Origin of the sequence: Kineococcus auxinigenes (genome assembly GCF_050871525.1) — a bacterium.
Classification (GTDB): domain Bacteria; phylum Actinomycetota; class Actinomycetes; order Actinomycetales; family Kineococcaceae; genus Kineococcus.
In genome coordinates this window covers 49,691-75,525 of the sequence record NZ_JBKBCT010000008.1, presented here as the reverse complement: position 1 = coordinate 75,525, position 25,835 = coordinate 49,691, and the positions used below count along the sequence as shown (strand labels likewise).

The 25,835-nt window shown below is 77.0% G+C and carries 28 protein-coding genes; 13 read left to right on the top strand and 15 right to left on the bottom strand.

What is annotated here, in order from left to right:
- Window positions 1–48: 48 nt before the first annotated feature.
- Window positions 49–2,565, bottom strand: a complete 2,517-nt coding sequence (locus ACRYR9_RS04855; RefSeq protein WP_432497181.1) for a penicillin-binding protein — start codon at window positions 2,563–2,565, stop codon at window positions 49–51.
- Window positions 2,566–2,882: 317 nt separating this feature from the next.
- Between ACRYR9_RS04855 and ACRYR9_RS04850 the strand changes: the two genes are divergently transcribed.
- The 4 genes from ACRYR9_RS04850 (at window position 2,883) to ACRYR9_RS04835 (ending at window position 4,719) form a co-directional block, all read left to right on the top strand.
- Window positions 2,883–3,236 (top strand): WhiB family transcriptional regulator, encoded by a 354-nt coding sequence (locus tag ACRYR9_RS04850; protein WP_432497184.1) that lies wholly within the window; start codon window positions 2,883–2,885, stop codon window positions 3,234–3,236.
- Window positions 3,237–3,297: 61 nt separating this feature from the next.
- On the top strand, window positions 3,298–3,456 hold the full coding sequence (locus ACRYR9_RS04845; RefSeq protein ID WP_166611200.1) for a DUF4177 domain-containing protein: 159 nt from the start codon (window positions 3,298–3,300) through the stop codon (window positions 3,454–3,456).
- A complete protein-coding gene (locus ACRYR9_RS04840) occupies window positions 3,453–3,929 on the top strand; it encodes a RidA family protein (protein WP_432497187.1) in 477 nt (158 codons plus the stop codon). The genes ACRYR9_RS04845 and ACRYR9_RS04840 overlap by 4 nt, the downstream gene beginning before the upstream one ends.
- 85 nt (window positions 3,930–4,014) lie before the next feature.
- The gene (locus ACRYR9_RS04835; protein ID WP_432497246.1) at window positions 4,015–4,719 is read left to right on the top strand and encodes an MBL fold metallo-hydrolase; all 705 of its coding nucleotides are present in this window, start codon (window positions 4,015–4,017) and stop codon (window positions 4,717–4,719) included.
- A 10-nt stretch (window positions 4,720–4,729) separates the two neighbouring features.
- On the opposite strand, the gene ACRYR9_RS04830 is transcribed toward ACRYR9_RS04835, so the two are convergent.
- Together ACRYR9_RS04830 and ACRYR9_RS04825 are read right to left on the bottom strand one after the other, a co-directional pair.
- Window positions 4,730–5,404 (bottom strand): Crp/Fnr family transcriptional regulator, encoded by a 675-nt coding sequence (locus ACRYR9_RS04830; RefSeq protein ID WP_432497249.1) that lies wholly within the window; start codon window positions 5,402–5,404, stop codon window positions 4,730–4,732.
- Window positions 5,405–5,546: 142 nt separating this feature from the next.
- A complete protein-coding gene (locus tag ACRYR9_RS04825; RefSeq protein ID WP_432508940.1) occupies window positions 5,547–6,350 on the bottom strand; it encodes a hypothetical protein in 804 nt (267 codons plus the stop codon).
- Between ACRYR9_RS04825 and nth the strand changes: the two genes are divergently transcribed.
- Genes nth through ACRYR9_RS04810 form a run of 3 tightly spaced genes read left to right on the top strand, consistent with a single transcriptional unit; the run spans window position 6,340 to window position 8,995 of the window.
- Window positions 6,340–7,119: an endonuclease III gene (gene nth, locus ACRYR9_RS04820; protein ID WP_432497192.1), complete on the top strand. Its 780-nt coding sequence runs from the start codon at window positions 6,340–6,342 to the stop codon at window positions 7,117–7,119. The genes ACRYR9_RS04825 and nth overlap by 11 nt on opposite strands.
- Window positions 7,116–7,790 (top strand): NUDIX hydrolase, encoded by a 675-nt coding sequence (locus tag ACRYR9_RS04815; RefSeq protein ID WP_432497195.1) that lies wholly within the window; start codon window positions 7,116–7,118, stop codon window positions 7,788–7,790. Before nth ends, ACRYR9_RS04815 begins: the two co-directional genes overlap by 4 nt.
- On the top strand, window positions 7,787–8,995 hold the full coding sequence (locus tag ACRYR9_RS04810; RefSeq protein WP_432497197.1) for a MarP family serine protease: 1,209 nt from the start codon (window positions 7,787–7,789) through the stop codon (window positions 8,993–8,995). The genes ACRYR9_RS04815 and ACRYR9_RS04810 overlap by 4 nt, the downstream gene beginning before the upstream one ends.
- Window positions 8,996–9,092: 97 nt before the next feature.
- Here the strand turns inward: ACRYR9_RS04810 and ACRYR9_RS04805 are convergent, their stop codons facing one another.
- The 5 genes from ACRYR9_RS04805 to ACRYR9_RS04785 all read right to left on the bottom strand — a co-directional run bounded on the left by ACRYR9_RS04805 (window position 9,093) and on the right by ACRYR9_RS04785 (window position 14,877).
- A complete protein-coding gene (locus ACRYR9_RS04805; RefSeq protein WP_432497200.1) occupies window positions 9,093–10,028 on the bottom strand; it encodes an alpha/beta fold hydrolase in 936 nt (311 codons plus the stop codon).
- A gap of 11 nt (window positions 10,029–10,039) precedes the next feature.
- A complete protein-coding gene (locus ACRYR9_RS04800; RefSeq protein ID WP_432497202.1) occupies window positions 10,040–10,540 on the bottom strand; it encodes a phage holin family protein in 501 nt (166 codons plus the stop codon).
- A 313-nt stretch (window positions 10,541–10,853) separates the two neighbouring features.
- Window positions 10,854–11,864, bottom strand: coding sequence for an endonuclease/exonuclease/phosphatase family protein (locus tag ACRYR9_RS04795; RefSeq protein ID WP_432497204.1), 1,011 nt, complete (start codon window positions 11,862–11,864; stop codon window positions 10,854–10,856).
- A 73-nt stretch (window positions 11,865–11,937) separates the two neighbouring features.
- Window positions 11,938–13,881, bottom strand: a complete 1,944-nt coding sequence (gene acs / locus ACRYR9_RS04790; RefSeq protein WP_432497207.1) for an acetate--CoA ligase — start codon at window positions 13,879–13,881, stop codon at window positions 11,938–11,940.
- Window positions 13,882–13,938: 57 nt separating this feature from the next.
- Window positions 13,939–14,877 carry an EamA family transporter gene (locus ACRYR9_RS04785; RefSeq protein WP_432497210.1) on the bottom strand — a complete coding sequence of 313 codons (939 nt, stop codon included), beginning with the start codon at window positions 14,875–14,877 and terminating at the stop codon, window positions 13,939–13,941.
- Window positions 14,878–15,033: 156 nt separating this feature from the next.
- Between ACRYR9_RS04785 and ACRYR9_RS04780 the strand changes: the two genes are divergently transcribed.
- The 3 genes from ACRYR9_RS04780 to ACRYR9_RS04770 all read left to right on the top strand — a co-directional run bounded on the left by ACRYR9_RS04780 (window position 15,034) and on the right by ACRYR9_RS04770 (window position 17,251).
- Window positions 15,034–15,870, top strand: a complete 837-nt coding sequence (locus ACRYR9_RS04780) for a DUF4394 domain-containing protein (protein WP_432497213.1) — start codon at window positions 15,034–15,036, stop codon at window positions 15,868–15,870.
- Between the two features lie 98 nt (window positions 15,871–15,968).
- A complete protein-coding gene (locus tag ACRYR9_RS04775) occupies window positions 15,969–16,544 on the top strand; it encodes a sigma-70 family RNA polymerase sigma factor (protein ID WP_432497215.1) in 576 nt (191 codons plus the stop codon).
- Window positions 16,541–17,251, top strand: coding sequence for an anti-sigma factor (locus ACRYR9_RS04770; RefSeq protein WP_432497217.1), 711 nt, complete (start codon window positions 16,541–16,543; stop codon window positions 17,249–17,251). Before ACRYR9_RS04775 ends, ACRYR9_RS04770 begins: the two co-directional genes overlap by 4 nt.
- Before the next feature lie 23 nt (window positions 17,252–17,274).
- Here the strand turns inward: ACRYR9_RS04770 and ACRYR9_RS04765 are convergent, their stop codons facing one another.
- The 6 genes from ACRYR9_RS04765 to ACRYR9_RS04740 form a co-directional block, all read right to left on the bottom strand.
- Window positions 17,275–17,982, bottom strand: a complete 708-nt coding sequence (locus ACRYR9_RS04765) for a TerD family protein (protein ID WP_432497220.1) — start codon at window positions 17,980–17,982, stop codon at window positions 17,275–17,277.
- 37 nt (window positions 17,983–18,019) lie between these two features.
- Window positions 18,020–19,078, bottom strand: a complete 1,059-nt coding sequence (gene tsaD / locus ACRYR9_RS04760) for a tRNA (adenosine(37)-N6)-threonylcarbamoyltransferase complex transferase subunit TsaD (RefSeq protein WP_432497223.1) — start codon at window positions 19,076–19,078, stop codon at window positions 18,020–18,022.
- Entirely contained in the window at window positions 19,075–19,644 is a 570-nt protein-coding gene (gene def / locus ACRYR9_RS04755; RefSeq protein WP_432497226.1) for a peptide deformylase, read from the bottom strand. Before def ends, tsaD begins: the two co-directional genes overlap by 4 nt.
- Window positions 19,645–19,680: 36 nt before the next feature.
- Window positions 19,681–21,366, bottom strand: a complete 1,686-nt coding sequence (locus ACRYR9_RS04750) for a PP2C family protein-serine/threonine phosphatase (protein WP_432497228.1) — start codon at window positions 21,364–21,366, stop codon at window positions 19,681–19,683.
- Window positions 21,367–21,410: 44 nt separating this feature from the next.
- Complete coding sequence (locus tag ACRYR9_RS04745; RefSeq protein WP_432497230.1) at window positions 21,411–22,148, bottom strand: YceI family protein; 738 nt, start codon at window positions 22,146–22,148, stop codon at window positions 21,411–21,413.
- Window positions 22,149–22,222: 74 nt separating this feature from the next.
- The gene (locus tag ACRYR9_RS04740; protein ID WP_432497233.1) at window positions 22,223–22,957 is read right to left on the bottom strand and encodes an NUDIX domain-containing protein; all 735 of its coding nucleotides are present in this window, start codon (window positions 22,955–22,957) and stop codon (window positions 22,223–22,225) included.
- 55 nt (window positions 22,958–23,012) lie between these two features.
- Between ACRYR9_RS04740 and ACRYR9_RS04735 the strand changes: the two genes are divergently transcribed.
- Genes ACRYR9_RS04735 through ACRYR9_RS04725 form a run of 3 tightly spaced genes read left to right on the top strand, consistent with a single transcriptional unit; the run spans window position 23,013 to window position 25,365 of the window.
- Window positions 23,013–23,768, top strand: a complete 756-nt coding sequence (locus tag ACRYR9_RS04735; RefSeq protein WP_432497236.1) for a DeoR/GlpR family DNA-binding transcription regulator — start codon at window positions 23,013–23,015, stop codon at window positions 23,766–23,768.
- Window positions 23,769–23,827: 59 nt separating this feature from the next.
- A complete protein-coding gene (locus ACRYR9_RS04730) occupies window positions 23,828–24,325 on the top strand; it encodes a MarR family winged helix-turn-helix transcriptional regulator (RefSeq protein ID WP_432497238.1) in 498 nt (165 codons plus the stop codon).
- Window positions 24,326–24,381: 56 nt separating this feature from the next.
- Window positions 24,382–25,365: an aldo/keto reductase gene (locus tag ACRYR9_RS04725; RefSeq protein ID WP_432497241.1), complete on the top strand. Its 984-nt coding sequence runs from the start codon at window positions 24,382–24,384 to the stop codon at window positions 25,363–25,365.
- A gap of 19 nt (window positions 25,366–25,384) precedes the next feature.
- Here ACRYR9_RS04725 and ACRYR9_RS04720 read toward each other — a convergent pair whose 3' ends face one another.
- Entirely contained in the window at window positions 25,385–25,705 is a 321-nt protein-coding gene (locus ACRYR9_RS04720) for a hypothetical protein (protein ID WP_432497243.1), read from the bottom strand.
- Window positions 25,706–25,835: the final 130 nt, after the last annotated feature.

Genomic DNA, 25,835 nt, shown 5'->3' with positions numbered 1-25,835 from the left:
GAGGGGGTGGGTCCACCCGGACCCACCCCCTCCGCCGTTCCCGCGAGGTCAGCCGCGACCGGTCTGCGGCGTCGGCAGCACCGCCCGCAGGTCCTCCAGGCCCTGCTCCAGCTCCTCGGCGATGCCCTCGGGCAGCTCCACCGCCGCCGCGGCCGGCGACGTGCTCTCCGACGGCTCCGGCGCCTGCGAGGTGGGCGAGGGCTCCTGGGTGGTCTCCTCCGGCTCCGGCTCGGGGGCCGGGGCGCCGGCGCTGCGGGTCAGGGTGATCGTCGCGCCCGCCGAGGCCGAGCGGGCGCTCTGCCGCGCCACCAGGCCCTCGTCGATGGAGCTGGACGTCACCCGCCGCGAGGACACGCTGACCTCGAACCCGGCGGCCTCCAGGACCCTGGTGGCGGAGGAGACGCTGCGGCCCACGACGTTGGGCACCTGCACCCGGCCGTTGGTGGTGGTCGTCCGCAGGCCCTCGTTGGTGCCGGGGGTGAAGTCCTCCTCCGGCAGGTTCAGCGCCTCGGAGGCCGGACCGACGATGTTCGCCCAGATCGGGCCGGGGATCGTCGCGCCGTACACGCGGCGGTAGCGCTTGCCGTTGATGCGCTCGCCGTTCAGCGAGTCGGTGCCGCTGGCGTGCCCGACCCACACCGCCGCGGCGAGCTGCGGGGTGTAGGCGGCGAACCAGACGTCGGCGCTGTCGTTCGTGGTGCCCGTCTTGCTGGCCACCGGGCGGCCGATGCGCTCCACGCCGCGGGCGGTGCCGCTCTGCCAGCCGCCCTCCAGGGCCTCGGTGACGTTGCGGGCGATGTTCGGGTCCAGCACCTGCTTGCAGTCCGCGGACGGCACCGGCAGCGGCTCGCCCTCGGTGTCCAGCACCTCGGTGATCGCGGTGGGCTTGCAGAACGTGCCCTCGGCGGCGAACGCCGCGTACGCCCCGGCGATCGACAGCGGGGTCACGAGGTTCGTGCCCAGCGTCATCGACGGGTTCTGGTCGAGGTTCCGGTTCACCTCGCCGGTGAGGAAGTTCTTCGTGGCGGACGCCTTGTAGACGCCCAGGGACTGCGCGGTCGCGGCGATGTCGCAGATGTCGAGCTGCTTCTCCATCGACACGTACGCGGTGTTCACCGAGTGGGAGGTGGCGCGGCGCACCGTCATCGAGCCGGAGCTGCTGCTCTCGGAGTTGTAGTACGTGTAGGTGTCGCCGCTGCGGATCTTCGAGCCGCAGGCCGTGAACGCGCTGATCGGGTCCGAGCCGGAGCGGGGGGAGGCCACCACGGAGTCCAGGGAGCGGCCCGCCTTCAGCCAGGTGGCCAGCGTGAACGGCTTGAACGTCGAACCCTGCTGGAACCCGTTGCCGCCACCCATGTCCTTGCTGACGTTGTAGTTCAGCGTGGTGTGGCCGATGACGTCCTCGTCGACCGAGTAGGTGGTGTCCTGCGCCATCGCGAGGATCTTCCCCGTGCCCGGCTCCACCACGGAGGCCGCCGAGCGCGCCGACTGCCCGGGGTTCACGCCCGCGTTCACCGCCTCCTGGGTGATCCGCTGGACGGTCGGGTCCAGGGTGGTCCTGATGGTCAGGCCGCCGCGGCGCAGCAGCTCCTGGCGCTCCTCCACCGTCTCGCCGAACGCCGGGTCCTGCGCGACGACGTGGGTGACGTAGTCGCAGAAGTACGCCGCCGACGCCGCCGCCAGGCACCCCTGCCGGGAGGGCTGCAGGACCAGGCCGAGGGGCGCGGCCACGGCCGCGTCGTGGGCGGCCTGGTCGATCTTGCCGAGCTTGAGCATCTGGCCGAGCACGACGTTGCGGCGGCCGATGGCCGCCTCCTCCTTCTCCGCCGGGTTGTAACCGGCGGGGTTCTGCACCAGGCCGGCCAGCAGGGCCGCCTCGTGCAGCGCCAGCTCCGAGGCCGGCTTGGAGAAGTAGTACTGCGCGGCGGCCTCGATGCCGTACACGTTGTTGTAGAAGTACGCGACGTTCAGGTAGGCGGCGAGGATCTCGTCCTTGCTCATCTCCTTCTCCACGCCCACCGCGAGCTTCATCTCGCGCAGCTTGCGGGCGTAGCCGTCCACGCCGTCGGCGTCCACCGCGGCGGCGGCGGCCTCGGCGTCGCCCTCCTCCACGGCCTGCTCCACCAGGACGTTCTTCACGTACTGCTGCGTCAGCGTGGAGGCGCCCTGCGTGCCGCCGCCGCCGGCGTTGGAGACCAGGGCGCGGGCGATGCCCTGGATGTCCACGGCGCCGTGCTCGTAGAAGCGCTCGTCCTCGATGGAGACGATCGCGTCGCGCATCACCGGGGCGATCTGGTCGAAGGAGACCACCGAGCGGTTCTGGTCGTACACCCGCGCCATGACCGTGGCGTCCGCCCACAGGATCGTGGTGGCCTCGGACAGCTTCTGGTCGCCCAGCTCGGCGGGCAGGTCGTTGAACACCTCCACGCCCATCCGGGCGGCGCTGCCGGTGGCGGCCACGGCGGGCACGACGAGCCCGGCCGCGAGGACCCCCGCGGCGGCGCTCACCGCCGTGAAGGCACCGAGCAGGCGGAAGACCGGACGGTGCGTGGAACCAGACGCCATACCAGCAGGGTAGACGCCGGGGGCGACGAGTCCGGGCACTCGCAGGACCTCCACGGGCGCTGCGCACGATCCCCGGCCCGCGCCGCGGGGCGCTGTCCCCCCGCCGGGGGGCACCGATCACGCGCCGTGGACCGGACTAGCCCCAACGGACTAGCGGTTCTGGTACCGAATGGCTCTGACGCAGCTGCCCCCACCGACCCTACGCTGCGGGGACGCCCCCTCGCGGGGCGTCAGGGGGATTCACAGGGTCGTCCCCCCCGGGGGGAACCACCGCGGCGCGGTGGTCCGCGGGGGGACGTGACGGGGAGGGGCCGTCGATGGTCTGGACGTTGGAGTGGGCCGGTCGCGGGGCGTGCAAGTCCGCCGCAGCGGACGAGCTGTTCGTGCAGGGTTCGGCGCAGAACCGCGCGAAAGCGATCTGCGGGGGGTGCCCGGTGCGCACCGAGTGCCTCGCGGACGCCCTGGACAGCCGCGTCGAGTTCGGCGTGTGGGGCGGGATGACCGAGCGCGAGCGGCGCGCGCTGCTCAAGCGCCGCCCGAACGTGGTCTCCTGGCGGCGGCTGCTGGAGGCGGCGCGCGACGCGCACCTGGCCACCGCCGCCGGCACCGTCACCGGCTCGGGCACCAGCGCCCCCGCCGGCGCGGACGGGGACGTCCTGCAGGCCGTCTGAGCCCGGCCGGGCGGGACGGCCGCACCCGCGCACCGGGCCGGGCGCCACTACGGTGGCGGCCATGACGACCTGGGAGTACGCGACCGTCCCGCTCATCGTGCACGCGACGAAGCAGATCCTCGACCAGTGGGGCTCCGACGGCTGGGAGCTCGTGCAGGTGGTGACCGGCCCGGACGGCAACGGCCTCGTCGCCTACCTCAAGCGCCCCACCGGCGCGTGAGCACCACGCCCACCGAGCGCCTGGCCGGGCTCGGCCTGAGCCTGCCGGACGTGCCGGCCCCCGTGGCCGCCTACGTCCCGGCCGTGCGCACCGGCGACCTGGTGCACACGTCCGGGCAGCTGCCGTTCACCGGCGGCGAGCTGCCCGCGACCGGCAAGGTCGGTCAGGGCGACGGGCTCGTCGACCCCGTGACCGCCCAGCAGCTCGCCCGCACGGCGGCGCTGAACGCGCTCGCCGCCGCCGCGAGCGCCGCCGGGGGCCTGGACGAGGTCGAGGCCGTCGTGAAGGTCGTGGTGTTCGTGGCCAGCGACCCGGCGTTCACCGGGCAGCCCGCCGTCGCCAACGGCGCCAGCGAGCTGCTCGGCGAGGTCTTCGGCGACGCAGGCCGGCACGCCCGCAGCGCCGTGGGCGTGGCGGTGCTGCCCCTGGACTCCCCCGTGGAGGTCGAGGTCACCGTGCGGGTCCGGGGCTGACACGGGCGTGGACGCCACCGCCGCGGCGACGGGTGGCCCGGTGACCGACCGGGCCACCCGGGTCCTCGCGCCCAACCCCGGGCCGATGACGCTGGAGGGCACGGCCACGTGGGTGCTGGCCGAGCCCGGCGCCCGCACCGCCGTGGTCGTCGACCCCGGCCCGGACGACGCCGGGCACCGCGCGGCCGTCCTGGACGAGCTGGCGCGGCGACGGCTGCGCTGCGCCCTCGTCGTCACCACCCACCACCACGACGACCACGCCGGGGGGCTGGACGCGTTCGCGGCGCAGGCCGGCCCGGTGGAGGTGCTGCGCGCGGCCGACGCCGCCGACGCCGAGGTGCTGGAGGTGGAGGGGCTCCGGCTGCGGGTGCTGCGCACCCCCGGTCACACCGCGGACTCGGTCTCGCTGCTGGTGGCCGGCGAGGGTTCCCTGCTGACGGGCGACACCGTGCTGGGCCGCGGCAGCACCGTCCTGGCGGCCGACGGGGACCTCGGCGCGCACCTGGCCTCGCTGCGGCGGCTGCTGTCGCTGGACGCCGAAGAGGGCGTGCGCGTCCTGCTGCCGGGCCACGGGCCCGAGCGCACCGACGCGCGCGCCGCGCTGACCGCCCAGCTCTCGCACCGCCTGCAGCGGCTGGAGCAGGTGCGCGCGGCGGTGGAGTCCGGCGCCGCGGACGCGGGGGCGGTCGCCGTGGCCGTGCACGGGCCGCTGGACGGTCCGCTGGCCGACGCCGCGCTGCTGTCGGTGCGCGCGCACCTGCGCCACCTCGGGGTGGACCTGCCCGGCTGAGCGGGTGGGGTCAGCGGGCGCGGCGGGTGAGCCGCTCGACGTCGTGCAGCACCACCGCGCGGGCCTCCAGGCGCAGCCAGCCGCGGGAGGCGAAGTCCGCCAGCGCCTTGTTGACCGTCTCGCGGGAGGCGCCCACCAGCTGGGCCAGCTCCTCCTGGGTGAGGTCGTGCGCCACGAGCAGGCCGTCCGCGATGGGGCGGCCGAAGCGGCGCGAGAGGTCCAGCAGGGCCTTGGCGACGCGGCCCGGCACGTCGGTGAAGACGAGGTCGGCCAGGGTGACGTTGGTGCGGCGCAGCCGCTGCGCCAGCGCCTGCAGCAGGTGCTTGGCGACCTCGGGGCGGCGGCTCAGCCAGGCCATCATGTCGTCGTGCTGCAGGGCGATGAGGTCGGCCTCGGACACCGCGCGCGCCGAGCTGGTGCGCGGGCCGGGGTCGAAGAGGGACAGCTCCCCGAACATCTCCCCCGGGCCCATGACGGCCAGGAGGTTCTCGCGCCCGTCCGGCCAGCTGCGCACCAGCTTGATCTTCCCGGTGCGCACCACGTACACGCGGTCGCCCGGCTCCCCCTCGGCGAAGACCTGCTCACCGCGCTCGAGGTGCACGGCCTCCATGGACTGCAGCAGCTCGGCGGAGGCGTCGTCGTCCAGGGCGGCGAACAGCGGCGCGCGACGGACGACGTCCCCCAGGCTCTCGGCGCCCGCGACGCCGTCGCTCTGCGCGTGCTCCACCGAGGAACCTCCCTGTGCGGCTCGCGCGCCCGGCCGGGCGCACGGTCCCCCAGTCTGCCGCACGAGGTCGCCGACGGCTCGGGCGGTCGCGCCGGGCGCGTCAGCGCGCCGCGCGGGACACCGGTGCCACCAGTTCGCGGTAGCGGCGCAGCAGGGCCTCGGTGACCAGCTCCAGCTCGGCCTCCAGGGCGTCCTCGTAGGCTCCCAGGCGGCGGGCGGCGGCCGCCAGGGAGCGCAGCCCACCGGCGATCCCGCCGGATCCGGCGCGCCCCGCGGGCAGGACCAGGCCGCGCAGCAGCTGGTCGGGGTCGCCCAGCGCCGGCCCGCCCGCCGCGGGCGCCTGCGCGGCCAGGTGCGCCTCGAGGGGACCGCCGTGCGAGCCGGCCTCGAGGGGAACCTCCAGCGCGTCCGTGCCCACGGTCGCGGCGACGAGCAGGTCCCGCCGGGCGCGCACCAGGCGCGTCCACTGCCCGGCCCGTCGGACCTCCTCCAGCAGCAGCTCGCGGCGCCGGCGCAGGGCCGGCAGCGGCAGCTCGCGCAGCTCGCGGTCCACCGCGCCGGCGTCGCGCGGTGCGGTGTCCGCGCCGGCGACCTCGGCGAGCAGGTCGTGCAGGGCCCCGGGCAGGTCGTCGGCGGAGGGCTCCTCGGGCAGCAGCGCGCCCGCGGCGGCGCCCGCGGTGGTGCTGGCGGTGGTCGGGTCGGGCTGGTGCCCGTCTGCTCCTGGCATGGGCGTCGTGTCGTCCCGGGCGGTGCGCGCCTTGACGGTCCGGACGCGCGCGTCACCCGCCCGCCCGCCGCCGTCACCCGCCAGCGCGGCGGCGTCACCCGCTCGCCCGGCGCCCTCACCCGCTCGCACCGGGGCGGTGTCCGGGCCGGCACGTAACCTCGACGGTGTGAGCAGCACGTCCAGGGCCGTCCTCGACGCGGAGGCGGAGACCCCGCTGGCCCGCACCCGCCGCGCCCGCAAGGTCCACCGGCTGCTGGCCGAGCGCTACCCGGACGCGCACTGCGAGCTGGACTTCACCACGCCCTTCCAGCTGCTGGTGGCGACCGTGCTGTCGGCGCAGTGCACGGACGCGCGGGTGAACACGGTGACGCCGGAGCTGTTCGCCCGCTGGCCGGAGCCGGCGGACCTGGCCGGGGCCGAGCGCGCCGAGCTGGAGGCGGTCGTGCTGCCGACCGGGTTCTTCCGCGCGAAGGCCGACGCGCTGCTGCGGCTGTCCGCCGCGCTGGTCGCCGACCACGGCGGGCGGGTGCCCGGGCGGCGGGAGGACCTCGTGCGGCTGCCGGGCGTGGGGCGCAAGACCGCCAACGTCGTCCTGGGCGACGCCTTCGGCGTGCCGGGGCTGACGGTGGACACCCACGTGGGGCGCCTGTCGCGGCGGCTGGGGTTCACCCGGCACGAGGACCCCGTGAAGGTGGAGTCCGACCTCGCGGAACTGCTGCCCCGCAAGGACTGGACGATGTTCAACCACCGGGTGATCTTCCACGGGCGGCGCACCTGCCACAGCCGCAAGCCGGCGTGCGGGGCCTGCCCGGTGGCGCGGCTGTGCCCGTCGTACGGCACCGGGGAGACCGACCCGGTGCGCGCGGCGAAGCTGGTGCGCGGGCCGGCCGCGCCCGTGAGCGACGCGGGCGCCGCCGGTGCGGCGGCCGTGCCGGTCGCCCCGTGAGCGGCGCGGGCGTCCTGCCGGGCTGGCTGCGCCCGCTGGCCGAGCGGCTGCCCACCGTCACCGAGGCCGACCTGGACTGGCGCGAGGACCGGCGCGGGGCGCAACCCGGCGCCCGCGACGCCGCCGTGCTCGTGCTGCTCGCCGACGGGCCCACCGGGCCGGAGGTGCTGCTCACCGAGCGCGCCGGCACCCTGCGCCAGCACTCCGGGCAGGTCGCCTTCCCCGGCGGGCGCAGCGATCCCGCGGACCCCTCCCCCGCCGGCACCGCGCTGCGGGAGGCCGCCGAGGAGACGGGCCTGGACCCCGCCGGCGTGGACGTGCTCGGGGAGCTGCCGCGGCTGCTGCTGGCGCACTCGCGGCACGCGGTGACCCCGGTGGTGGCGCACTGGCGCGACCCCGGGCCGGTGGGGGTGCGCGATGCCGCCGAGGTGGCCCGCGTGGAGCGGGTGCCGCTGGCCGAGCTGCTCGCCCCGGTCGCGGTGCGCCGCCTGCGCGGTCCCGGCGGGTACACGGGCCCGGCGTTCGCCGTGCGGGGCCTGCTGGTGTGGGGATTCACCGCGGAGGTGCTGGTGCGCGTGCTCGACCTGGGCGGCCTGCTGCCCGCGGGCACGGCCGGTCCCGGCACCGCCGAGCTCACGCTCGACGAGGCGCTGCGCTGGGCGCGGGCGTGAGCGGCTCCCTCGTCCTGGACGTGCTGCTCGCCGTGCTGCTGCTGGTGCAGCTGGTGGCCGGGTACCGCGAGGGGCTGCTGGTCGGCCTGGCGAGCCTGGTGGGGCTGGTCGGCGGGGCGGCCGCCGGGATCGTCCTGCTGCCGGACGTGGTGCGGGACTGGGCGCCCGGGGTGCGCCCGGCGCTGGTGGTGGTGCTGGGCACGCTCGCCCTGGCCGTGGTGGGCCGGCTGCTGCTGGGAGCGCTGGCGGTGCGGTTGCGGCGCCTGGTGCGGTGGCGGCCGGCGCGGCTGGCGGACTCCCTGCTGGGCGCGCTCGCGGGGGGCGTGGCGACGCTGCTGGTGGTGTGGGTGGTGGCCGGGGCGGCACGCACCGCCCCGCTGCCGGCGGTCGTCTCCGCGGTGGGCGGCTCGCGGGTGGTGGGCGCGGTGGACGCCGCGGTGCCCGCCGACGCCGACGCCCTCGTGGGCCGGTTCTGGTCGGCGGCGCGCACCACGGGCTTCCCGCGCGTGTTCGCCGGGCTGGACGCCGAGCCGATCACCCCGGTGGACCCGCCGGCCTCCACCGTCCCGGACACGGCGGGCCTGCGGGCCGCGCAGGGCAGCGTCGTGAAGGTCACCGGGGTGGCGGACGACTGCTCGCGCGGGCTGGAGGGCAGCGGCTTCGTCGCCGAGCGCCTCGACGGCTCGGCGCGGGTCGTCACGAACGCGCACGTGGTCGCCGGGGTGGACGACCCCCTGGTGCAGCCGCAGGGCGCGGGGCGCCGCTACCCCGCCACCGTGGTCGCCTACGACCCGGCGCGGGACCTCGCGGTGCTGGACGTGCCGGGGCTGGCCGTTCCGGCGCTGCCGCGCTCGCCGGAGCTGGAGCGCGGGGCCGCCGCGGTCGTCGCCGGCTTCCCCCTGGACGGCCCGTACACGCTGGCGACCGCGCGGGTGCGCGAGGTGGTCAGCGCCCAGGGCCGCGACGTGTACGACGCGGCCGCGGTCGTGCGCCGCGTGTACTCGGTGTACTCGCAGGTGCAGCCGGGCAACTCCGGCGGGCCGCTGCTCACCGAGGACGGGCAGGTCGCCGGCGTGGTCTTCGCCAAGAGCCTGGACGACCCCTACACCGGGTACGCGCTGACCCCGGTGGAGCTGGACGCGGTGCTCGCCGAGGCGGGCTCGTCGAGGGCCGAGGTGCCGACCGGGGCCTGCACCGCCGAGTGAATCCGCCCCTCTCCTCGCGGGCGGAAACCATCGTTCCCGCCCCCGTACGACCCCCTCGGAGGGCGGGAACAACGGTTTCCGCCCGGGAGGGGAGGGGTCAGAACCGGGCGAGCCAGCCGGCCAGGACGGCGGTGAGGCGCTCCGGCGCCTCCTCGGGCACGTGGTGACCGGCGCCAGGCACCTGCACGAGGCGGTGCGGGCCGTGCGCGTAGCGCTCCGCCGCCTCCAGCGCGGCGGTGCCCACCGTGGGGTCCAGCTCGCCGCGCACCTGCAGCACCGGCACGCGCACGCCCCCGCGCAGCGCAGCGGCCAGGCGCCTGCCGTCCGCGCGCACCGCCGAACGCGCGATCCAGCGGTGGTACTCCAGCGCCGAGTGCGCCACGAACGGCACCCGGATCGCCTCGGTGTAGCGCTGCACGTCCTGCGGCGCGGGCCACCCCGGCGCCGAGCGCGCGCGCAGCACCTGCTCCACCCCGTCGCCGTGCACGAGGCGGTGCTCCGGCAGCACCGGCAGCTGGCGGGTCAGGGCCGCGGCCGTCGCCCGCAGGCCGGCCCCCGCACCGGCGGGTGCGCCGCGCCGGGCCCGCTCCAGGAGCACCTGCCGCGACAGCAGCGGGTGCGCGGCCCCGACGACGGCGATGCCGCGCACCTGCTCGGGGTGCAGCGAGGGCAGCGCCCACGCGGTGCGCCCGGAGACGCCGTGCCCGACGACGAACGCGTCGCGCTCGCCCAGCGCGCGCACCAGCGCCGCCACGTCGGCCGCCGAGGTGGGCGTGTCGTAGCCGCGCGGGGGCTTGTCGCTGGCGCCGTAGCCGCGCAGGTCCATCGCCACGGCGCGGTACCCGGCCGCGGCGAGCGCGACGAGCTGGGCCCGCCACGCCCACCAGAACTGCGGGAAGCCGTGCAGCAGCAGCACCAGCGGGCCCTCGCCGAGCTCGGCGACGTGGAAGCGGGCGCCGTGGGCCGCGACGAGGCGGTGCCGCCACGGCCCCTCGACGAGGACCGCCGAGACGTCGGTGGCGGGTGCGGCCACGGCGGGCCGCGTCAGTGCCCGATGCTGGGGCGCGCGGCGGAGGAGCCGGTGATGGTCTTGGCCACCGGCTTGCCGGTCGCCGAGGCCTTGACGGCGGCGATGGTCTCCTTGGTGGAGCGGATGGTGCGCTGCGGCGGGCCGACCTTCTTCAGGCGCCCGAAGCCGACGGCGGCGAGGGCACCGGCGATCAGCAGCATCACCGCGGCCACGACCAGGAAGGACAGCCACACCGGCCAGCCGGCCCCCTCGACGAGGGCGTAGGCGACCGTGACGCCCAGGAAGACGAACGCGACGAAGCCGAAGACGCCCGCCACCGCGAACAGGCCGCCGCCCAGGGCGCCGTTCTTGACGTCGGCGGTGATCTCGGCCTTGGCCAGGGCCACCTCGTAGCGGACCAGCTCGGACACGTCCTTGGTGGCGTCGGCGACGAGCTGGCCGACGGTGCGCTCGGGGGCGGTCGGCGCCTTCAGCGTCGACGCGGCCGTGGCCCCGCGGCCGTCCGTGGTTGTCATGGGTCCTCCTCACTGCCACCGCGCGCGGTGCCGGTGTGCCGGGAGAACCCTACGGGGCGGGCGGGACGGGCGCGCGGGTGCGTGGAGCGCGTCGCCGCCGGTGGGGGGACCGACGGCGACGCCGAGGCCGTGCTCGCCGGGGGGGACGAGCGGCGGCCGTTGCCCGACCCTAGGGGAATGCCCCCCTCGAGGGGGGCGTTCTCGGCGAGATCACCCCCGGCCGCGGCGGGTGTCCCCCGCGCGGAGCACCGGTGTCACCGCCCCCGGGCGGCGCGGCACCCAGCGTCACGCGCCACCGGTCACGACGTCACGCTCACGCGGTGGGGCGCCAGCGGGCCACCAGCGCGCGGTGGTCGGTGCCGGGCACGTCGCGCACGCTGGTGCCCACCGCCCGCCACGCGGAACCGTCGGCGAGGGCGTGGTCGATGGTGGCGCCCAGCACGGCCGGCACGTCGGAGGGCCACGTGCCGCGCGCACCGGTGCCGGTGGCGGCGCCGGCGTCCACGCAGCCGCCCTCCGCCCCCAGGCCGGGGTGGTCCACTGTGGCGTTGAAGTCCCCGGCGGCCAGCGCGCCCGGGTGCGCGGCGCACCACTCGCTCACGGCCGGCACCTCGCGCGACCACTCGCGCAGGTTCCCGGGCACGGGGGCCGTGGTGTGCACGGCGGCCAGCGGCGGGCCGTCCCCGGAGACCGGCACGGCCGTGGTGACGGCGGTGGCGCTGCCGGCGAAGTCGTCGGTCTGCCGGTACTCGCCGAGCTCCGCGCCCACGAGCAGGGCGGTGCCCTCCTCGGCGCGCCCGCCGCGGTCCCCGGTGAAGAAGACCTGCAGGTCCCTGCCGGAGGCGGCCTCCACCCTGGCGGCGACGTCCTCGGCGTACGCGCGGGTCGCCTCCGGCAGGGACACGACCTGGGCGCCGGCGTCCACCACGAGCGCGGCCACCGCGTCCCGGTCGGCGCGGGCGTGCAGCACGTTGGAGGCCACGACGGTCACGTCGCCGTCCAGGGCGGGCGGCAGCTCACCGGCGGACAGCCCGCGGTGGGCGGTGACGGTCAGCGAGGCGGCGGCCACCACCGCGACCGCGGCGGCCGCCGGCAGTGCGCGCCGCCACCGCAGCCCGGCGAGGCCGCCGACACCGGCGAGCGCCGCCAGGCCCAGGCCCAGCGGCACCCGGAACGGCACCGCCCACGCGAACGGCGGGGTGCCGGCCAGCCCGAACCACTCCGGGGTGGCGACGACGACGGCCCCGGCGGCGGCACCCGCGGTGGCGACGGCGGTGACGACGTCGGCGGAGGGGCGGCGGGGGCGCGGGGCGGTCCGGTGCACCTGTCGAGGGTGCCGCACGCGCGCCCGCCCCGGGCCGGGGACCGGGGCGGGTGCGGTGGAGGTGCTGTGCGGGTCAGTCGCCGGCGCTCATGCCCGAGCGGATGGAGTCCATCACCGAGGAGTCGGTCAGGGTGGTGACGTCCCCGGTGGGGCGGTGCTCGGCGACGTCGCGCAGCAGCCGTCGCATGATCTTGCCGGAGCGGGTCTTCGGCAGCTCCGCCACCACCATGATCGACCTGGGCTTGGCGATGGGGCCGATCTCCTTGCCGACGTGCTCGCGCAACTGCGCCACCGTGTCCGGGCCCTGCTCGTGGCCGCCGCGCAGGATGACGAAGGCGACCACGGCCTGGCCGGTGGTCTCGTCGGTGGCGCCGACGACGGCGGCCTCGGCGACGTCGGGGTGCGAGACGAGCGCGGACTCGATCTCCGCGGTGGACAACCGGTGCCCGGAGACGTTCATGACGTCGTCGACGCGCCCGAGCAGCCAGATGTCGCCGTCCTCGTCCCGCTTGGCGCCGTCGCCGGCGAAGTACTTGCCGGGGAAGCGCGCCCAGTAGGTGTCCTTGAACCGCTGCTCGTCGCCCCAGATGCCGCGCAGCATCGCCGGCCACGGCTCGGTGAGCACCAGGTAGCCGGCCTGGCCGTGCCCGACGGGCTCGCCGGCGTCGTCGACGACCTCGGCGACGATCCCGGGGACCGGGACCTGCGCGGAGCCGGGCTTGAGGGTCGTCACCCCGGGCAGCGGGGCGATCATGTGGGCACCGGTCTCGGTCTGCCACCAGGTGTCGGCGATGGGCGTGCGGCCGGAGCCGATGACGCGCCGGTACCAGTTCCACGCCTCGGGGTTGATGTTCTCGCCCACGCTGCCCAGCACCCGCAGGCTGCTCAGGTCGTGGCGGGCGGGGAACTCCTCGCCCCACTTCATGCAGGTGCGGATCGCGGTGGGCGCCGTGTAGAGGACGGTGACGCCGTACTTCTCGACGATGGACCACCAGCGGTCCTTGTCGGGGGTGTCGGGGGTTCCCTCGTAGACGACCTGGGTCATGCCGTTGGCCAGCGGCCCGTAGACGACGTAGCTGTGGCCGGTGACCCAGCCGACGTCGGCGGTGCACCAGTACACGTCCCGCTCGGGCTGGATGTCGAAGACGTTGCGGGTGGTGAACGCCGTCTGCACCAGGTACCCGCCGGAGGTGTGCAGGATGCCCTTGGGCTTCCCGGTGGTGCCGGAGGTGTAGAGGATGAACAGCGGCTGCTCGGCGTCGAACGCCTGCGCCTCGTGCTCGGGGGAGGCCGCCTCCAGCGCCTCGTGCCACCACACGTCGCGGCCCTCGGACCAGTCCACGGCCTCGCCGTTGCGCTGGACGACGAGCACGTTCGTGACGCTGGGGGCGCCCTTGGCCAGCGCCGCGTCCACGGCGGGCTTGAGGGTGGTCGGCTTGCCGCGGCGGTAGCTGCCGTCGCAGGTGATGACGAGCTTCGCCTCGGCGTCCACGATGCGCGAGTGCAGCGCGTCGGCGGAGAAACCGCCGAACACCACCGAGTGGGCCGCGCCCAGGCGCGCGCACGCCAGCATCGCGACGACGGACTCCACGAGCATCGGCAGGTAGATCGCGACGCGGTCGCCGGGGCCGACGCCGAGGGCGGCCAGGGCGTTGGCGGCGCGGCAGACCTGCTCCTGCAGCTGGGCGTAGGTGACCGACGCGGTGTCGCCGGGTTCGCCCTCGAAGTGGATCGCGACGCGCTCGCCGTTCCCGGCGGCGACGTGGCGGTCCACGCAGTTCACCGCGACGTTGAGCTCCCCGCCGACGAACCACTTCGCGAACGGGGCGTTCGAGAAGTCCAGCACCTCGGAGAAGTCGGTGTCCCAGGTGACGTGCTCGCGGGCCTGCTCGGCCCAGAAGCCGAGGCGGTCGGCGGCGGCCCGCTCGTAGAGGTCGGCCTGGGCGACGGCCCGGGCGGCGAACTCCGGGTCGGGGGCGACCGTCTGCACCGGCGGTGTGCCCTCGGTCGTGGTCATCGTCGTCCTCCTCGACAAACGGTGGTGCGGCCGCCGGTCCGCGGGCGCGGTGCGAGGTTAACCGTCCCGGTCCTGCAGGTGCGTGGCGACACCGGGATCGGCGAGCGCACCGCCCGGGGCGGGTTCACGGCGGGCGGTGGCGGTGGCGCCGGCGCTGGCGACCACGACGACGGCGATGGCGAGCACGGAAGTGGCGGGCAGCGCCTGCGACAGCAGCAGCCAGCCGACGACGGCGGCGATGGCCGGTTCCAGGCTGAGCAGCACCCCGAAGGTGCGCTCGGGCAGGCGCCGCAGCGCCACCAGTTCCAGCGAGTACGGCAGCACCGAGGACATCAGGGCGGCGGCCAGGCCGAGCAGCAGGACGTGCGGGTGCAGCAGGTCGGTGCCCGCGGTGGCGGCGCCCAGCGGCAGGACGAGCGCGCCGGCCACGACGCTGGCGACGGCCAGGCCGCCCTGCCCGGGCACGGCCGCGCCGACGCGGGCGCTGAGCAGGACGTACCCGGCCCAGAACGCCCCGGCCAGCAGCGCCAGCAGCACCCCGGCGGGTTCGAGCGTCCCGCCCTCGCCGTCGCCGCCCAGACCCAGCGCGACGACCCCGGCCAGCGCCAGGGCCACCCACACCAGGTCGCGGCGGCGGCGGGTGAGCACCGCGGACAGCACCAGGGGCCCGAGGAACTCGCAGGTGACGGCCACGCCGAGGGGGATGTGGGTGATGGCGGCGTAGAAGGAGGTGTTCATCGCGGCCAGCACGGCGCCGAAGGCCGCGGACAGGCCCAGCTGCCGGCGGTCCCACCGCCACGCGCGGGGCCGCACCGCCACGGCCATGACGAGCGCGGCCAGCAGCAGGCGCAGGGTGGCGGCGCCGGCGGCGCCGACGGAGGGGAACAGGGCGCTGGCGGCGGTGGCGCCGACCTGCACGCTGGCGGCGGCGCCGAGGACCATCGCGACCGGTGCGGCCGGGGAGGTGCGGGGTTCGGCGCGGGCCGCGGTCGTCACGAGCCGCCACGCTACCCACCGCCGCGCCCCTCGGCCGCCACCGTCCGCGGTGGGCGCGCGGGAGGAGGAGGGCGCACGGTGAACGCGGGCCGGGCGAGGCGCGTAAGCACCGTCGAGCCCGGCACGGACGCCGGGCACGACGACCAGGAGGAAACCGTGCGAACCCGTACCGCTCTCACCGCGGCCGCAGCAGCCGCAGCCGTCGTCCTCGCCCCCACCGCAGCCGCCTCCGCGGACGCGGGCTCCGCCGAGCGCTCGCACGGCGGGCACCTCCGCGCCGTCGGGCTGGTGGACGGCACCCGACTCGTCACGTTCTCGGCCACCCACCCCGGCGGGGTGCGCGAGACCGGCGCCCTGACGGGCCTGCAGGAGGACACGGAGCTCGTCGGCATCGACGCGCGCGTGCAGGACCGGCGGGTCTACGGCGTCGGGGACCGCGGCGGCGTGTACGTCCTGGACGTGCACCGCGCCACCGCCACGCCCGTGCTGCGCCTGAGCGTGCCCCTCGAGGGGACCAGCTTCGGCGTGGACTTCAACCCGGCCGCGAACGCCCTGCGCGTCGTCAGCGACACCGGGCAGAACCTGCGCCAGCCGTTCGCCACCCCCGGGGCGGCGACCGTCGTGGACGGCTCGCTGAGCACCCCACCGGCCGCGGGCACCACCACCGGCGTCGTGGCCGCCGCCTACACGAACAACGACCTCGACGAGTCCACCGCGACGACGCTGTTCGTGCTCGACGGCACCACCGACCGGGTGGCGCTGCAGTCCCCCGCGAACGCGGGCACGCTGGCCGCCACCGGGGCGCTGGGGGTGGACGTGACCGGCGACGCCGGGTTCGACATCGCCGGCACCACCGGCTACGCGGTCGTCCCGGGCACCGGGGAGCACGCGGGCCGGACCGTCGTGCACGAGGTGTCCCTGCTGACGGGCGAGGCCACCGCGACGGGCCACCTGCGCGCGGCGGTGACCGACCTGGCGCTGCAGCTGCGCTGACCCCGAGCGCGGTCCGGCGGCCCGGAGGGGGGCCGCCGGGCCGCTGCACCCGGCACGACGGAGCGGGTGCCGCACCGGCACCACGACGGAGGAGCGCGATGGGACTGCGGCAGGCACGCCGCGCGGTGCCGCCCGCCGCGGGCGGGCTGCACGACGAGGCGGACGTGGCGCGCGCCTACGAGGCGCACGGCGCCGAGCTGCACCGCTTCGTGCTGCGCTCCCTGGGCGACGCCGCCGCGGCGCAGGACGTCGTGCAGGAGACGTTCCTGCGCGCCTGGCGGGCCGCGGACCGCTACGACCCGTCGCTGGCGAGCCTGCGGGTGTGGCTGTTCGCCATCGCCCGCAACGCCGTCCTGGACCACGTGCGCGCGGCGGGCTCCCGGCCCTGGCAGGGTGCGCTCGTGGCGGACGTGGCCGACGCGGCCGGGGACGGCGCCGGGCAGCCCGTGGAGGACCCCGGCGAGCAGCTGCTGCGCGGGTGGGTGGTGGAGGAGGCGCTGCGCCGGCTGTCCGACGAGCACCGCACGGCGATCGTGGAGACGTACCTGCGCGACCGGCCGCCGGGCGAGGTGGCCGCCGAGCTGGGCGTCCCGGTGGGGACCGTGCGCAGCCGGGTGTTCTACGGGCTGAAGGCGCTGCGGGTGGCGATGGACGAGATGGGGGTGCAGCCGTGACGGACGCCGGCGCGCACCGCGAGCTGCGCGAGATGCTCGGCCTGCACGCCCTCGGTGCGCTGCCGGGGGCGGACGCCGTGCGGCTGCGCGCGCACCTGGACGGCTGCGCGGGCTGCCGCGCGGAGCTGGCGGAGCTGGCGCCGCTCGCCGCCGACCTGCGCCTGGTCGACCCGGCCCGGCTGCCCGGCCCGTCGGCACCGCCGCGGGAGCTGGGCGAGCGGGTCCTGGGCGCGGTGCGCGAGGAGTCGGTGCTGCGCGCGGCCCGCGAGCGCCGCGAGGCGCGGCGGGGGCGGCTGCGGGCGGTGCTGGTGCCGGCGGCCGCCGCAGCGGTGGCGGCGGTGCTGGCCGCGGGTCTGACGCACGAGCTGACGCGCCCGGACCCGGCGCCCGCGGTGGCGGTGGAGCGGCTGCCGCTGACGGTGGTCGTGGACGGCGTGCGCGCCGCGGGGCCGGCGGTCGTGGTGCCGCACACGTGGGGGGTGGAGGTGACCTTCGAGGCGGCCGGCTTCGAGGAGGGGCGCACCTACCGGGCGCTGGTGCGCACCGAGGACGGCTCGACCAGCCCGGCCGGGGAGTTCCTCGGCGTCGGCGCGCGGGAGCTGACGTGCGACATGCAGGCGGCGGTGCTGCGCGAGGACGCGAGGGCCTTCGAGGTGGTCGACGAGTCCGGCGCGACCGTCCTGACGCTGCCCCTGCCGCGGGCCTGAGGCCCGCGGCAGGGGCGCTCAGCTCACTTGCGGCCGGTCTGCCAGCGCATGCCCCAGCCGTACGCCTCGTCCAGGGCCTGCTGCCCGCCCTGCACGTAGCGGACCTCGCGCTGCACGGAGACCTCGCGCCCGTCGGAGACGATCTGCGCGATCGCGCACATCGGCGAGCGGTCGTCGTGCTCGTCGAGGCGGACCTCGATCTCGGGGCCGCCGACCGGGTGCAGGGTCACCACGCCGTCTGCGGCGGCCCAGTTCGGCACGCCCTCGTAGATGAACGCGAACACCAGCACCCGCTTCAGCCGGGCCGGGTCGCGCAGGTCCACGTAGAGGTTCTCGCCGCCGCCGCCGCGGCGGTCGTCGCCGTCCAGCCACACCAGCGGCTCACCGGGGCCGCGGTCGCGGAAGGCGTTGCCCAGGGCCTGCACGACGCCCTTGGAGCCGTCGCTGAACTCGTACAGGGCGCCCAGGTCGAGGTCGATGCCGCCGGAGGCGCCGGTCGCGGCCTGCTTGAGCTTGGACAGGAAGCCGCCCCCGCCGGAGGGCGCCTGCGCGGGGCGGGCGTTCCAGGCCAGGTGCACCTTCACGGTGCCGCCGGCGCCGCCGGACTTCGTCAGCGACACCTTCGGCGCCGACTTCGTCAGCGTCACCTTGCTGAGGGAGATCCCGCCGCCGGTGCCGCCGGAGGGCGCGGGGTCCGGCTCGTTGCGCTTCTTCGAGTATTCGATGGCCACGGCCCGTCAACGAGCCGGGCGGGCCCTGAGTGCCCGCTCAGCCCCAGGGCCCGGCCAGCAGCGCCCCCGTCAGCGGCGCCGACGGGTCGGCGGCCAGCGACAGCGGCGAGGCGGGCGCCCCGGCGCGCACGAGCAGGTCCCCCACCGCCGCGATCATGGCGCCGTTGTCGGTGCACAGCCGCACCGGCGGCACCCGCAGCTGCAGCCCCGCCGCCGCGCAGCGCTCCTCGGCCAGCGAGCGCACCCGGGTGTTGGCGGCGACCCCGCCGACCAGCAGCAGCGCGTCCACGCCGTGCTCGCGGCAGGCGGCCACCGCCTTGCGGGTCAGGACGTCGGCGACGGCCTCCTGGAAGGAGGCGGCCACGTCGGCCACGGGGACCTCGCCGCCGGCGTCGGTGCGGGCCTCCACCCAGCGCGCCACCGCGGTCTTCAGCCCGGAGAAGGAGAACCCGTAGGCGGGGTCCTGCGGGCGGGACAGGGCGCGGGGGAAGGCGATGGCGCGCGGGTCGCCGTCGCGGGCGGCGCGGTCGATCGCGGGGCCGCCCGGGTAGCCCAGGCCCAGGACGCGCGCGACCTTGTCGAACGCCTCCCCCGCGGCGTCGTCGGTGGTGTCGCCCAGGTGCACGATGCGCTCGCGGCCCAGGTCGCCGAGCAGCAGCAGGGAGGTGTGCCCGCCGGAGACGACGAGCGCGACGCAGCGGGCCGGCAGCGGGCCGTGCTCGAGGACGTCGACGGCGGCGTGCCCGGCGAGGTGGTGCACCCCGTACAGCGGCTTGCCGATCGCGAAGGCGAGCGCCTTGGCGGAGGCCAGGCCCACCTGCACCGCGGTGGACAGGCCGGGCCCGGCGGTGACGGCGACGGCGTCGACGTCGGCGAGGTCCAGCGAGGCGGCGTCCAGGGCCTGCCGCACGACGGGGACCATCGCCTCCAGGTGGGCGCGGGCGGCGACCTCGGGCACGACGCCGCCGTAGCGGGCGTGCGCGTCCATGCTGGAGGCCAGGGCGTCGCCGAGCAGGACGCCGTCGCTGACCAGGCCGGCGCCGGTCTCGTCGCAGCTGGACTCGATGCCCAGGACGACGGGGCTGGTGCGGCTCACCGCTGCGCCTGCGTCGGCAGCCCGGCGGCGGTGAGGATCTCCTCGCGCTGCCCGGCGGGCAGGCGGTCGACGTAGACGACGCCGTCGAGGTGGTCGCTCTCGTGCTGCAGGCAGCGGGCCAGCAGGCCGGTGCCCGTGATGCGCACGGGGGCGCCGTGGACGTCGACGCCGGTGACCTCGGAGCGGTCCGGGCGGCCCAGCTCGGCGTACTGCCCGGGCACCGACAGGCACCCCTCGTCGTCGAGGTCGAGGCGGCGCTTGCGGCCGGTGGGCAGGTGCAGGACGGGGTTCACGACGTGGGCGACGACGTGCTCGCCGTCCTGGTCGGGGCAGTCGACGACGAAGACGCGCGCGTCGACGCCGATCTGGTTGGCGGCCAGGCCCACGCCCTCGGCGGCGGCCATGGAGGCGAACATGTCGGCGACGAGCTGGACGAGGGCGTCGTCGAAGGCGGTGACCTCGGTGCAGCGGCGGTGCAGCACGGGCGTGCCGTAGGTGGTGATCGGGTGGGCCGTGCCCGTGCGCCCCTCGAAGACGACCGGCTGCTGCTCCTCCTGCTGGCTCACGACGGACGATCGTAGGCGGCGCTCGCGGCGTGCGCGTCAGTCCTGGGCGCCGAAGCGGACCGCGAGGACGGCCACGTCGTCGCCGCCGGCGGGCTCGGCCGCGACCAGCAGGTCGTCGAGGGCTGCGCCCAGGGCGTCGTCGGCGGCGCCGGCGAGGGCGCCGGCCGCGGCGCGCAGCCGCTCCACGCCGGTGTCGAGGTCGGAGTCGCGGCGCTCGACGAGGCCGTCGGTGTACAGCAGCAGGGTGCTGCCCGTGGGCAGGTCGGCGAGGTGCTCCCTGCGCCCGGTGGCCGCCTGCACCCCCAGCAGGACGTCGCTGTCGGGCCCCAGGACGTCCACGCGGCCGTCGGCGTGCACGAGCAGCGGCGGCGGGTGCCCGGCCCAGGCCCAGCGCAGGACGCGGCGGCCGGCCGCGCGGTCGGCGGCGGACTGCTCGACGTGGCCGACGAGGCAGCTGGCGACGATGGGCTCGCCGCCGAGGGAGGCCACGACGGCCTCCAGCCGGCGCAGCAGCTCGACCGGGCCGTCGTCGCGGTCCACGGCCAGGGCGCGCAGCGCGATGCGCAGCTGCCCCATGGCGGCGGCGGCCACCACGTCGTGGCCGGTGACGTCGCCGATGACGAGCAGGGTGGAGCCGCTGGGCAGGACGACGGCGTCGTACCAGTCGCCGCCGACCTGGGCGCCGGCGCGGGCGGGCAGGTAGCGGGCGGCGAGGTGCAGGTCGTCGGGCTGGGGCAGCTCCGCGGTGAGCATGGCGTGCTGCAGGGTGCGGGCGACCTCGGTGTGCTCGCCCAGCAGCAGCGCCCGCTGCAGCGCCTGGGTGGCGTAGGAGGCCGACGCCTCCAGCAGGGCGCGGTGCTCCACGGCCAGGCGCCGGCCGCGCGACCACACCAGGGTCAGCAGGCCGACGCCGCGCCCGGCGGCGACGAGGGGGACGGCGGCCAGGTAGCTGACGTCGGCGACCTCCCAGCGCTCGGTGAGCTCCGGGTAGCGAGCGCGCAGCGCGTCGCCGTCCTCGAAGCGGGGCCGCAGCTCGCGCAGGGCGGCGGTGCCGGGGCCGGGTCCGTCCAGGGGCAGGTCCTCCCAGCGCTCCACGGCCCCGGGCGCCAGCTCCTCCAGGAAGGGGGTGCGCAGGACGCCGCGCTCGTGGTCCACGACGGACAGCCCGGCGTGGGCGGCGCCGAACACGGAGCGGGCGGTGTCGACGACCACGCGGGCGACGTCGGCGACGGTGGTGGTGGCGGTGAGGGCCTCGGACAGGGCGAGCAGGCGGGTGGTGCGCTCGACGGTCTCGCGCAGGGACCGGGTCAGCTCGTCGCGCTCGCGCTCCAGGACCTGCTCACGGGTGACGTCCCGGTAGGCGCACAGCACGAGGCCGTCCAGGCGCCGTGCGCGGGCGTGCACGTGCAGGTGGCTGCCGGGCACGGGCCCGGTCCAGTCGACGGTGCCGGCGTGGGTGCGGGTGCGGCGCAGCTGCCGGTGGAACTCCGAGCCGACCGCCTGCGGGAAGACCTCGCCGAGCGGCCGCCCCAGCAGGTCGGCGGGGCGGAGCCCGTGCACGGCGGCCCCGGCGTCGTTGACGTGCACGACGCGCCAGTCGGCGGCGTCGAGGACCATGACCCCCTCGGAGACCTCCTGCAGCGCGCGCAGCAGGACGGCGTCCTCGACCGCGGCGCCGCCCGCCGCGGGAGGCTCCGCCGCCGGCGACGCCGCAGGTCCCACGAGCAGAACCTACGGGCCGCGGGCCCGCCCCGCAGCGGTTCGGCTCAGGCGGGGGCGGCGGTGACGGCGAACTCCACGGTGCCGGTGTCCTCGACGGACACGAACCCCAGGTCGGGGGCCTGCACGCCGAGGTCGGACCAGGTCACGGGCACGGCGCCGGTGACGGTGACGGCGTCGGCGGCGGTGCGCTCGACGGTGGCGGGGGCCTGGACCGCGACCTCGCGCCCGCCGACCTCCAGGGTGCCGGGCAGGGTGACGGACAGGACGGCGCCGACGTCGAGGCCGCCCAGCGGGACGGGGCCGGTGAGGGTGAAGGTGGCGGTGGGGTCCTCCTCGACGCCGAGGAGCCGGCGGAACTGCCCGTCGCGGTTGGCGGAGTCGGTGGCGACCGAGGCGAGGTCCACGGTGACGGTGGCGGCGGTGAGCTGCCCGCCGGTGACGGTGAGGTCGCCGCCGACCTGCTCGGTGCGGCCGGTGACGGTGACGTCCTGGCCGTTGAGGACCTCGTCGACGCGGTAGCCGGCGGTGCCGCCCGTGACGCTCCAGGCACCCTCCAGGGCGGGGTCGGTGGCGGCGTCGGTCGGGGTGCTGGCCCCGGCGGCGGCGGGGGTGCTCAGCGGGTCGGCGGCCCGGCCCTCCTGGACCCGCGCGTAGAGGCGGGGGCCGACGAGCACGGCGAGCAGGGCCAGGACGGCGAGGACGGCGAGCAGGACCCACGGCCACCGGCGGCGCCGGGGCGCGGGCGGGCGGGCCGGGTGGGCGGTGGTCGAGGTGCTGCTCACGGGGTTCCCCTGTCCGTCGGCGGTCCTGTCCCCTCCAACGGGACCGCCGACGGCCGGGTTCAGCGGGGCCGGGTTCAGCGGTCGGCCCGGCCAGCGGCCTCCCCGCCCGTGCGGGCGCCCGGGGCGAACGGGCCGTGCAGGAGCGACCACTGCAGCAGCAGGACGGTCTTGGCGTCGGCGATGCGCCCGTCGCGCACGGCGGCGAGCGCGTCGTCGACGTCGAGCTCGAGCGCCTCGATGTCCTCGCCCTCCTCGGCCAGCCCGCCGCCGGGGCCGGTGCGCGACGCCTGCGTGTAGGGCGCGGCGTAGCAGTGCAGGCGCTCGGTGACCGAGCCGGGGCTGGTCCACAGCGAGAACACGTGCTCCAGCTCGCCGACCTCGACGCCGAGCTCCTCGGCGGCCTCGCGGCGGATCGCGGTTGCCGGGTCGTCGTCCTCCACCAGGCCGGCGGCGGTCTCCACGAGCAGGCCGTCGGGGTGGCCGTTGACGTAGGCGGGGTAGCGGAACTGGCGGGTCAGCAGGACGGTGCGGCGGGCGACGTCGTGCAGCAGGACGGTGGCGCCGTCGCCGCGGTCGTACGTCTCGCGCTGCTGCACGCTCCAGCGGCCGTCGCGGTGGCGGTGGTCGAAGGTGGTGCGGCGCAGCACGTGCCAGGCGGCGGCGAGGACCTCCACGTCGCGCACGACGATGCCGGGGTTGCCCGTGAGGTCGCGCCCGGCGCGGTCCAGGCCGGTGCGGCCGCGCGCGTCGGGCACGTCGACGCCGGGTCGGCGGGAGCTGAGGGCGGGTGGGAGCGGGGAACCTGTCACGTGCGGCACACTACGCAAGAACGCGGAACACCGTGGAGAATTGTGGAGGCATCGGGTGCTGGCTGCGCAACGGCGGGACGAGCTCCTGGAACGGCTGCGCGCCCACGGGCGCGTGGTCGCCAAGGAGGTGGCCGCCGAGCTCGGCACCACCGAGGACACGATCCGCCGCGACCTGCGCGAGCTGGCCGCCGCCGGGCTGTGCCAGCGCGTCTACGGCGGGGCCCTGCCCGCCTCCCCCGCCGTCGCCGACCTCGGCGCGCGCGCGGGCCTGGCCCCCACCGGCAAGCGGGCCGTGGCCGCGGCCGCCGTGCGCCTGCTGCCGGCCGGGGGCACGGTCCTGCTCGACGGCGGCAGCACCGCGCTCGCCGTGGCGCGCGCGCTGCCGCCGGCGCTGGACGTCACCGTCGTCACCCACAGCCCCGTGGTGGCCGCCGCGCTCGTGACGCACCCGCGCGCGGAGGTCCTCGTCCTCGGCGGGCGGCTGTTCAAGCACTCCGGCGTCACCTGCGGCGCCGCCACCGTCGAGGCGGCCGCCCGCGTCCACGCCGACGTGTTCCTCCTCGGCGTCACCGGGGTGCACCCCGACGCGGGCCTGACGACCGGCGACGCCGAGGAGGCGGCGCTCAAGCGCGCCCTGGCCGCCCGCGCCGCCGAGACGTACGTGCTGGCCAGCTCCGAGAAGGTCGGCACCGCCTCCACCCACGTCGTGCTGCCGCTCGCGGAGGTCGCCGGCGTCGTCACCGACGCCCCGCCGCACGACCCCGTCGTGGCGGCCCTGGGCGCCGCCGGCCACCGCGTGCTGCACGCCTGAGCCCGGTGGCGCCCACCGGGCGTCGCCTCGCTCGGGCAACCGATCCCTAGCATGGCGTGGTGGACGGAGACGCGGCACCGGAGCCCCGCTGGCTGGACGCGGACGAGCGGCGCGCGTGGCTGAAGCTGGCGGCGGTCATCACGCTGCTGCCGGCGGCGCTGGACTCGCAGCTGCAGCGCGACGCCGAGCTCACCCTCACCGGCTACATGGTGCTGGCGATGCTCTCGGAGTCGGCGTCGGGCCGGTTGCGGATGAGCGAGGTCGCCGCGCGCACGAACTCCTCCGCCCCCCGCGTCTCGCACGTGGTGCGCAAGCTGGAGGAGCGCGGCTGGGTGCGCCGGGAGGCCGATCCCGCCGACGGCCGCGGGCAGTTCGCCGTCCTCACCGACGAGGGCCGCCGCAAGATCGCCGACGCGGCGCCCGGTCACGTGGAGGCGGTGCGGCACCTGGTCCTCGACGTGCTGCGGGACGAGGACGTCGCGGCGCTGGACGAGCTGGGCGGACGGCTGCTCACCCGGCTGGACCCCGACTCGCGGTTCACGGCCTCGGCGGGCTGACCCGCGGACCGGGCGCCGCCCTGCGGCCCGGGCGGGGCGTGCGTAGGGTTCGGCGGGTGCAGACGAGGACGCTGGGCAGGACCGGCCGGCAGGTCGGTGTCGTGGGGCTGGGCTGCTGGCAGCTCGGCGGGGACTGGGGATCGGTCGGCGAGGACGACGCGCTGGCCACGCTGGCCGCGGCCGTCGACGCGGGGGTGACGTTCCTGGACACCGCCGACGTGTACGGCGACGGGCGCAGCGAGCGCCTGGTGGGGCGGTTCCTGCGCGAGAGCGGCGCGAGCGGGATCACCGTGGCCACGAAGATGGGCCGGCGGGCCGACCCGCACGTGGCGGAGGCGTACTCGCTGGAGAACTTCCGCGCCTGGAACGACCGCAGCCGCGAGAACCTCGGCGTGGAAACGCTGGACCTGGTGCAGCTGCACTGCCCGCCGCCGCAGGTCTACGCCACCGACGCGGTGTTCGACGCGCTGGACACCCTGGTGGCCGAGGGCCGCACCGCCGCGTACGGGGTTTCGGTGGAGACCGTCGCCGAGGGCCTGGCCGCGGTGGCCCGCCCGAACGTGGCGAGCGTGCAGATCATCCTGAACCCGTTGCGGCTCAAGCCGGTCACCGAGTTCCTGCCCGCCGCCGCGGAGGCCGGGGTGGGCGTGGTGGTGCGGGTTCCACTGGCGTCGGGGCTGCTGTCGGGCAAGTACGACGAGAGCACCACGTTCTCCGCCGACGACCACCGCACCTACAACCGCGACGGTTCCGCGTTCGACGTGGGCGAGACGTTCGCGGGGGTCCCCTTCGAGGTGGGCGTGCGGGCCGCGCGGCGGCTGGCGCGGGTGTTCGGCGACGCCCCGCTGGCGGGTGCCACGCTGCGCTGGATCGTGGAGCAGCCGGGTGTGAGCGTCGTCATCCCCGGCGCCCGCAACGGCGAGCAGGCCCGTCGCAACGCCGCCGCCGCGGACCTGCCGGCCCCGACGGGCGAGCAGCAGCGCGCGGTGCGCGAGGTGTACGACGAGCTCGTCGCGGAGCACGTGCACTCGCGCTGGTGAGGTGCGGGCGTCCCGCGCCTCAGCGCGCGGGGCGCCGCCTCGGCCCGTGCGCGACGAGCGCGGCGAGCAGCACCCGCGAGGGGTGCACGCGCAGGTGGCCGCGCGCCAGCGTGAGCAGCACGACGGCCCCGGCGGTGGCGGCCAGCGCCCCGAGCGCGGCACCCAGCGCCACCCCCGCCGGGGCGAGCAGCAGCGGTGCGACGTCCAGGGCGTGCACTGGGCCGTCGACCCGGCGCAGGACGGTGACCGCCCACGCGGTCGCGACCGCGACGGCGCTCAGGCCGCCGCCGAGCCAGGCGCCGCGCAGCAGCGCCCGCAGGAGGAGGGTTCGGCGTTCCACCCCTCGTGGGTAGCACCGCCACCGCGCCGCCCGCACCCCCGGCACGCGCACCTCACCCCTCCGGCCCACCCCCGCTCCCACTCCCACTCCTGCGGTGGGGGGGGGGGGGGGGGGGGGGGGGGGCGGGGGG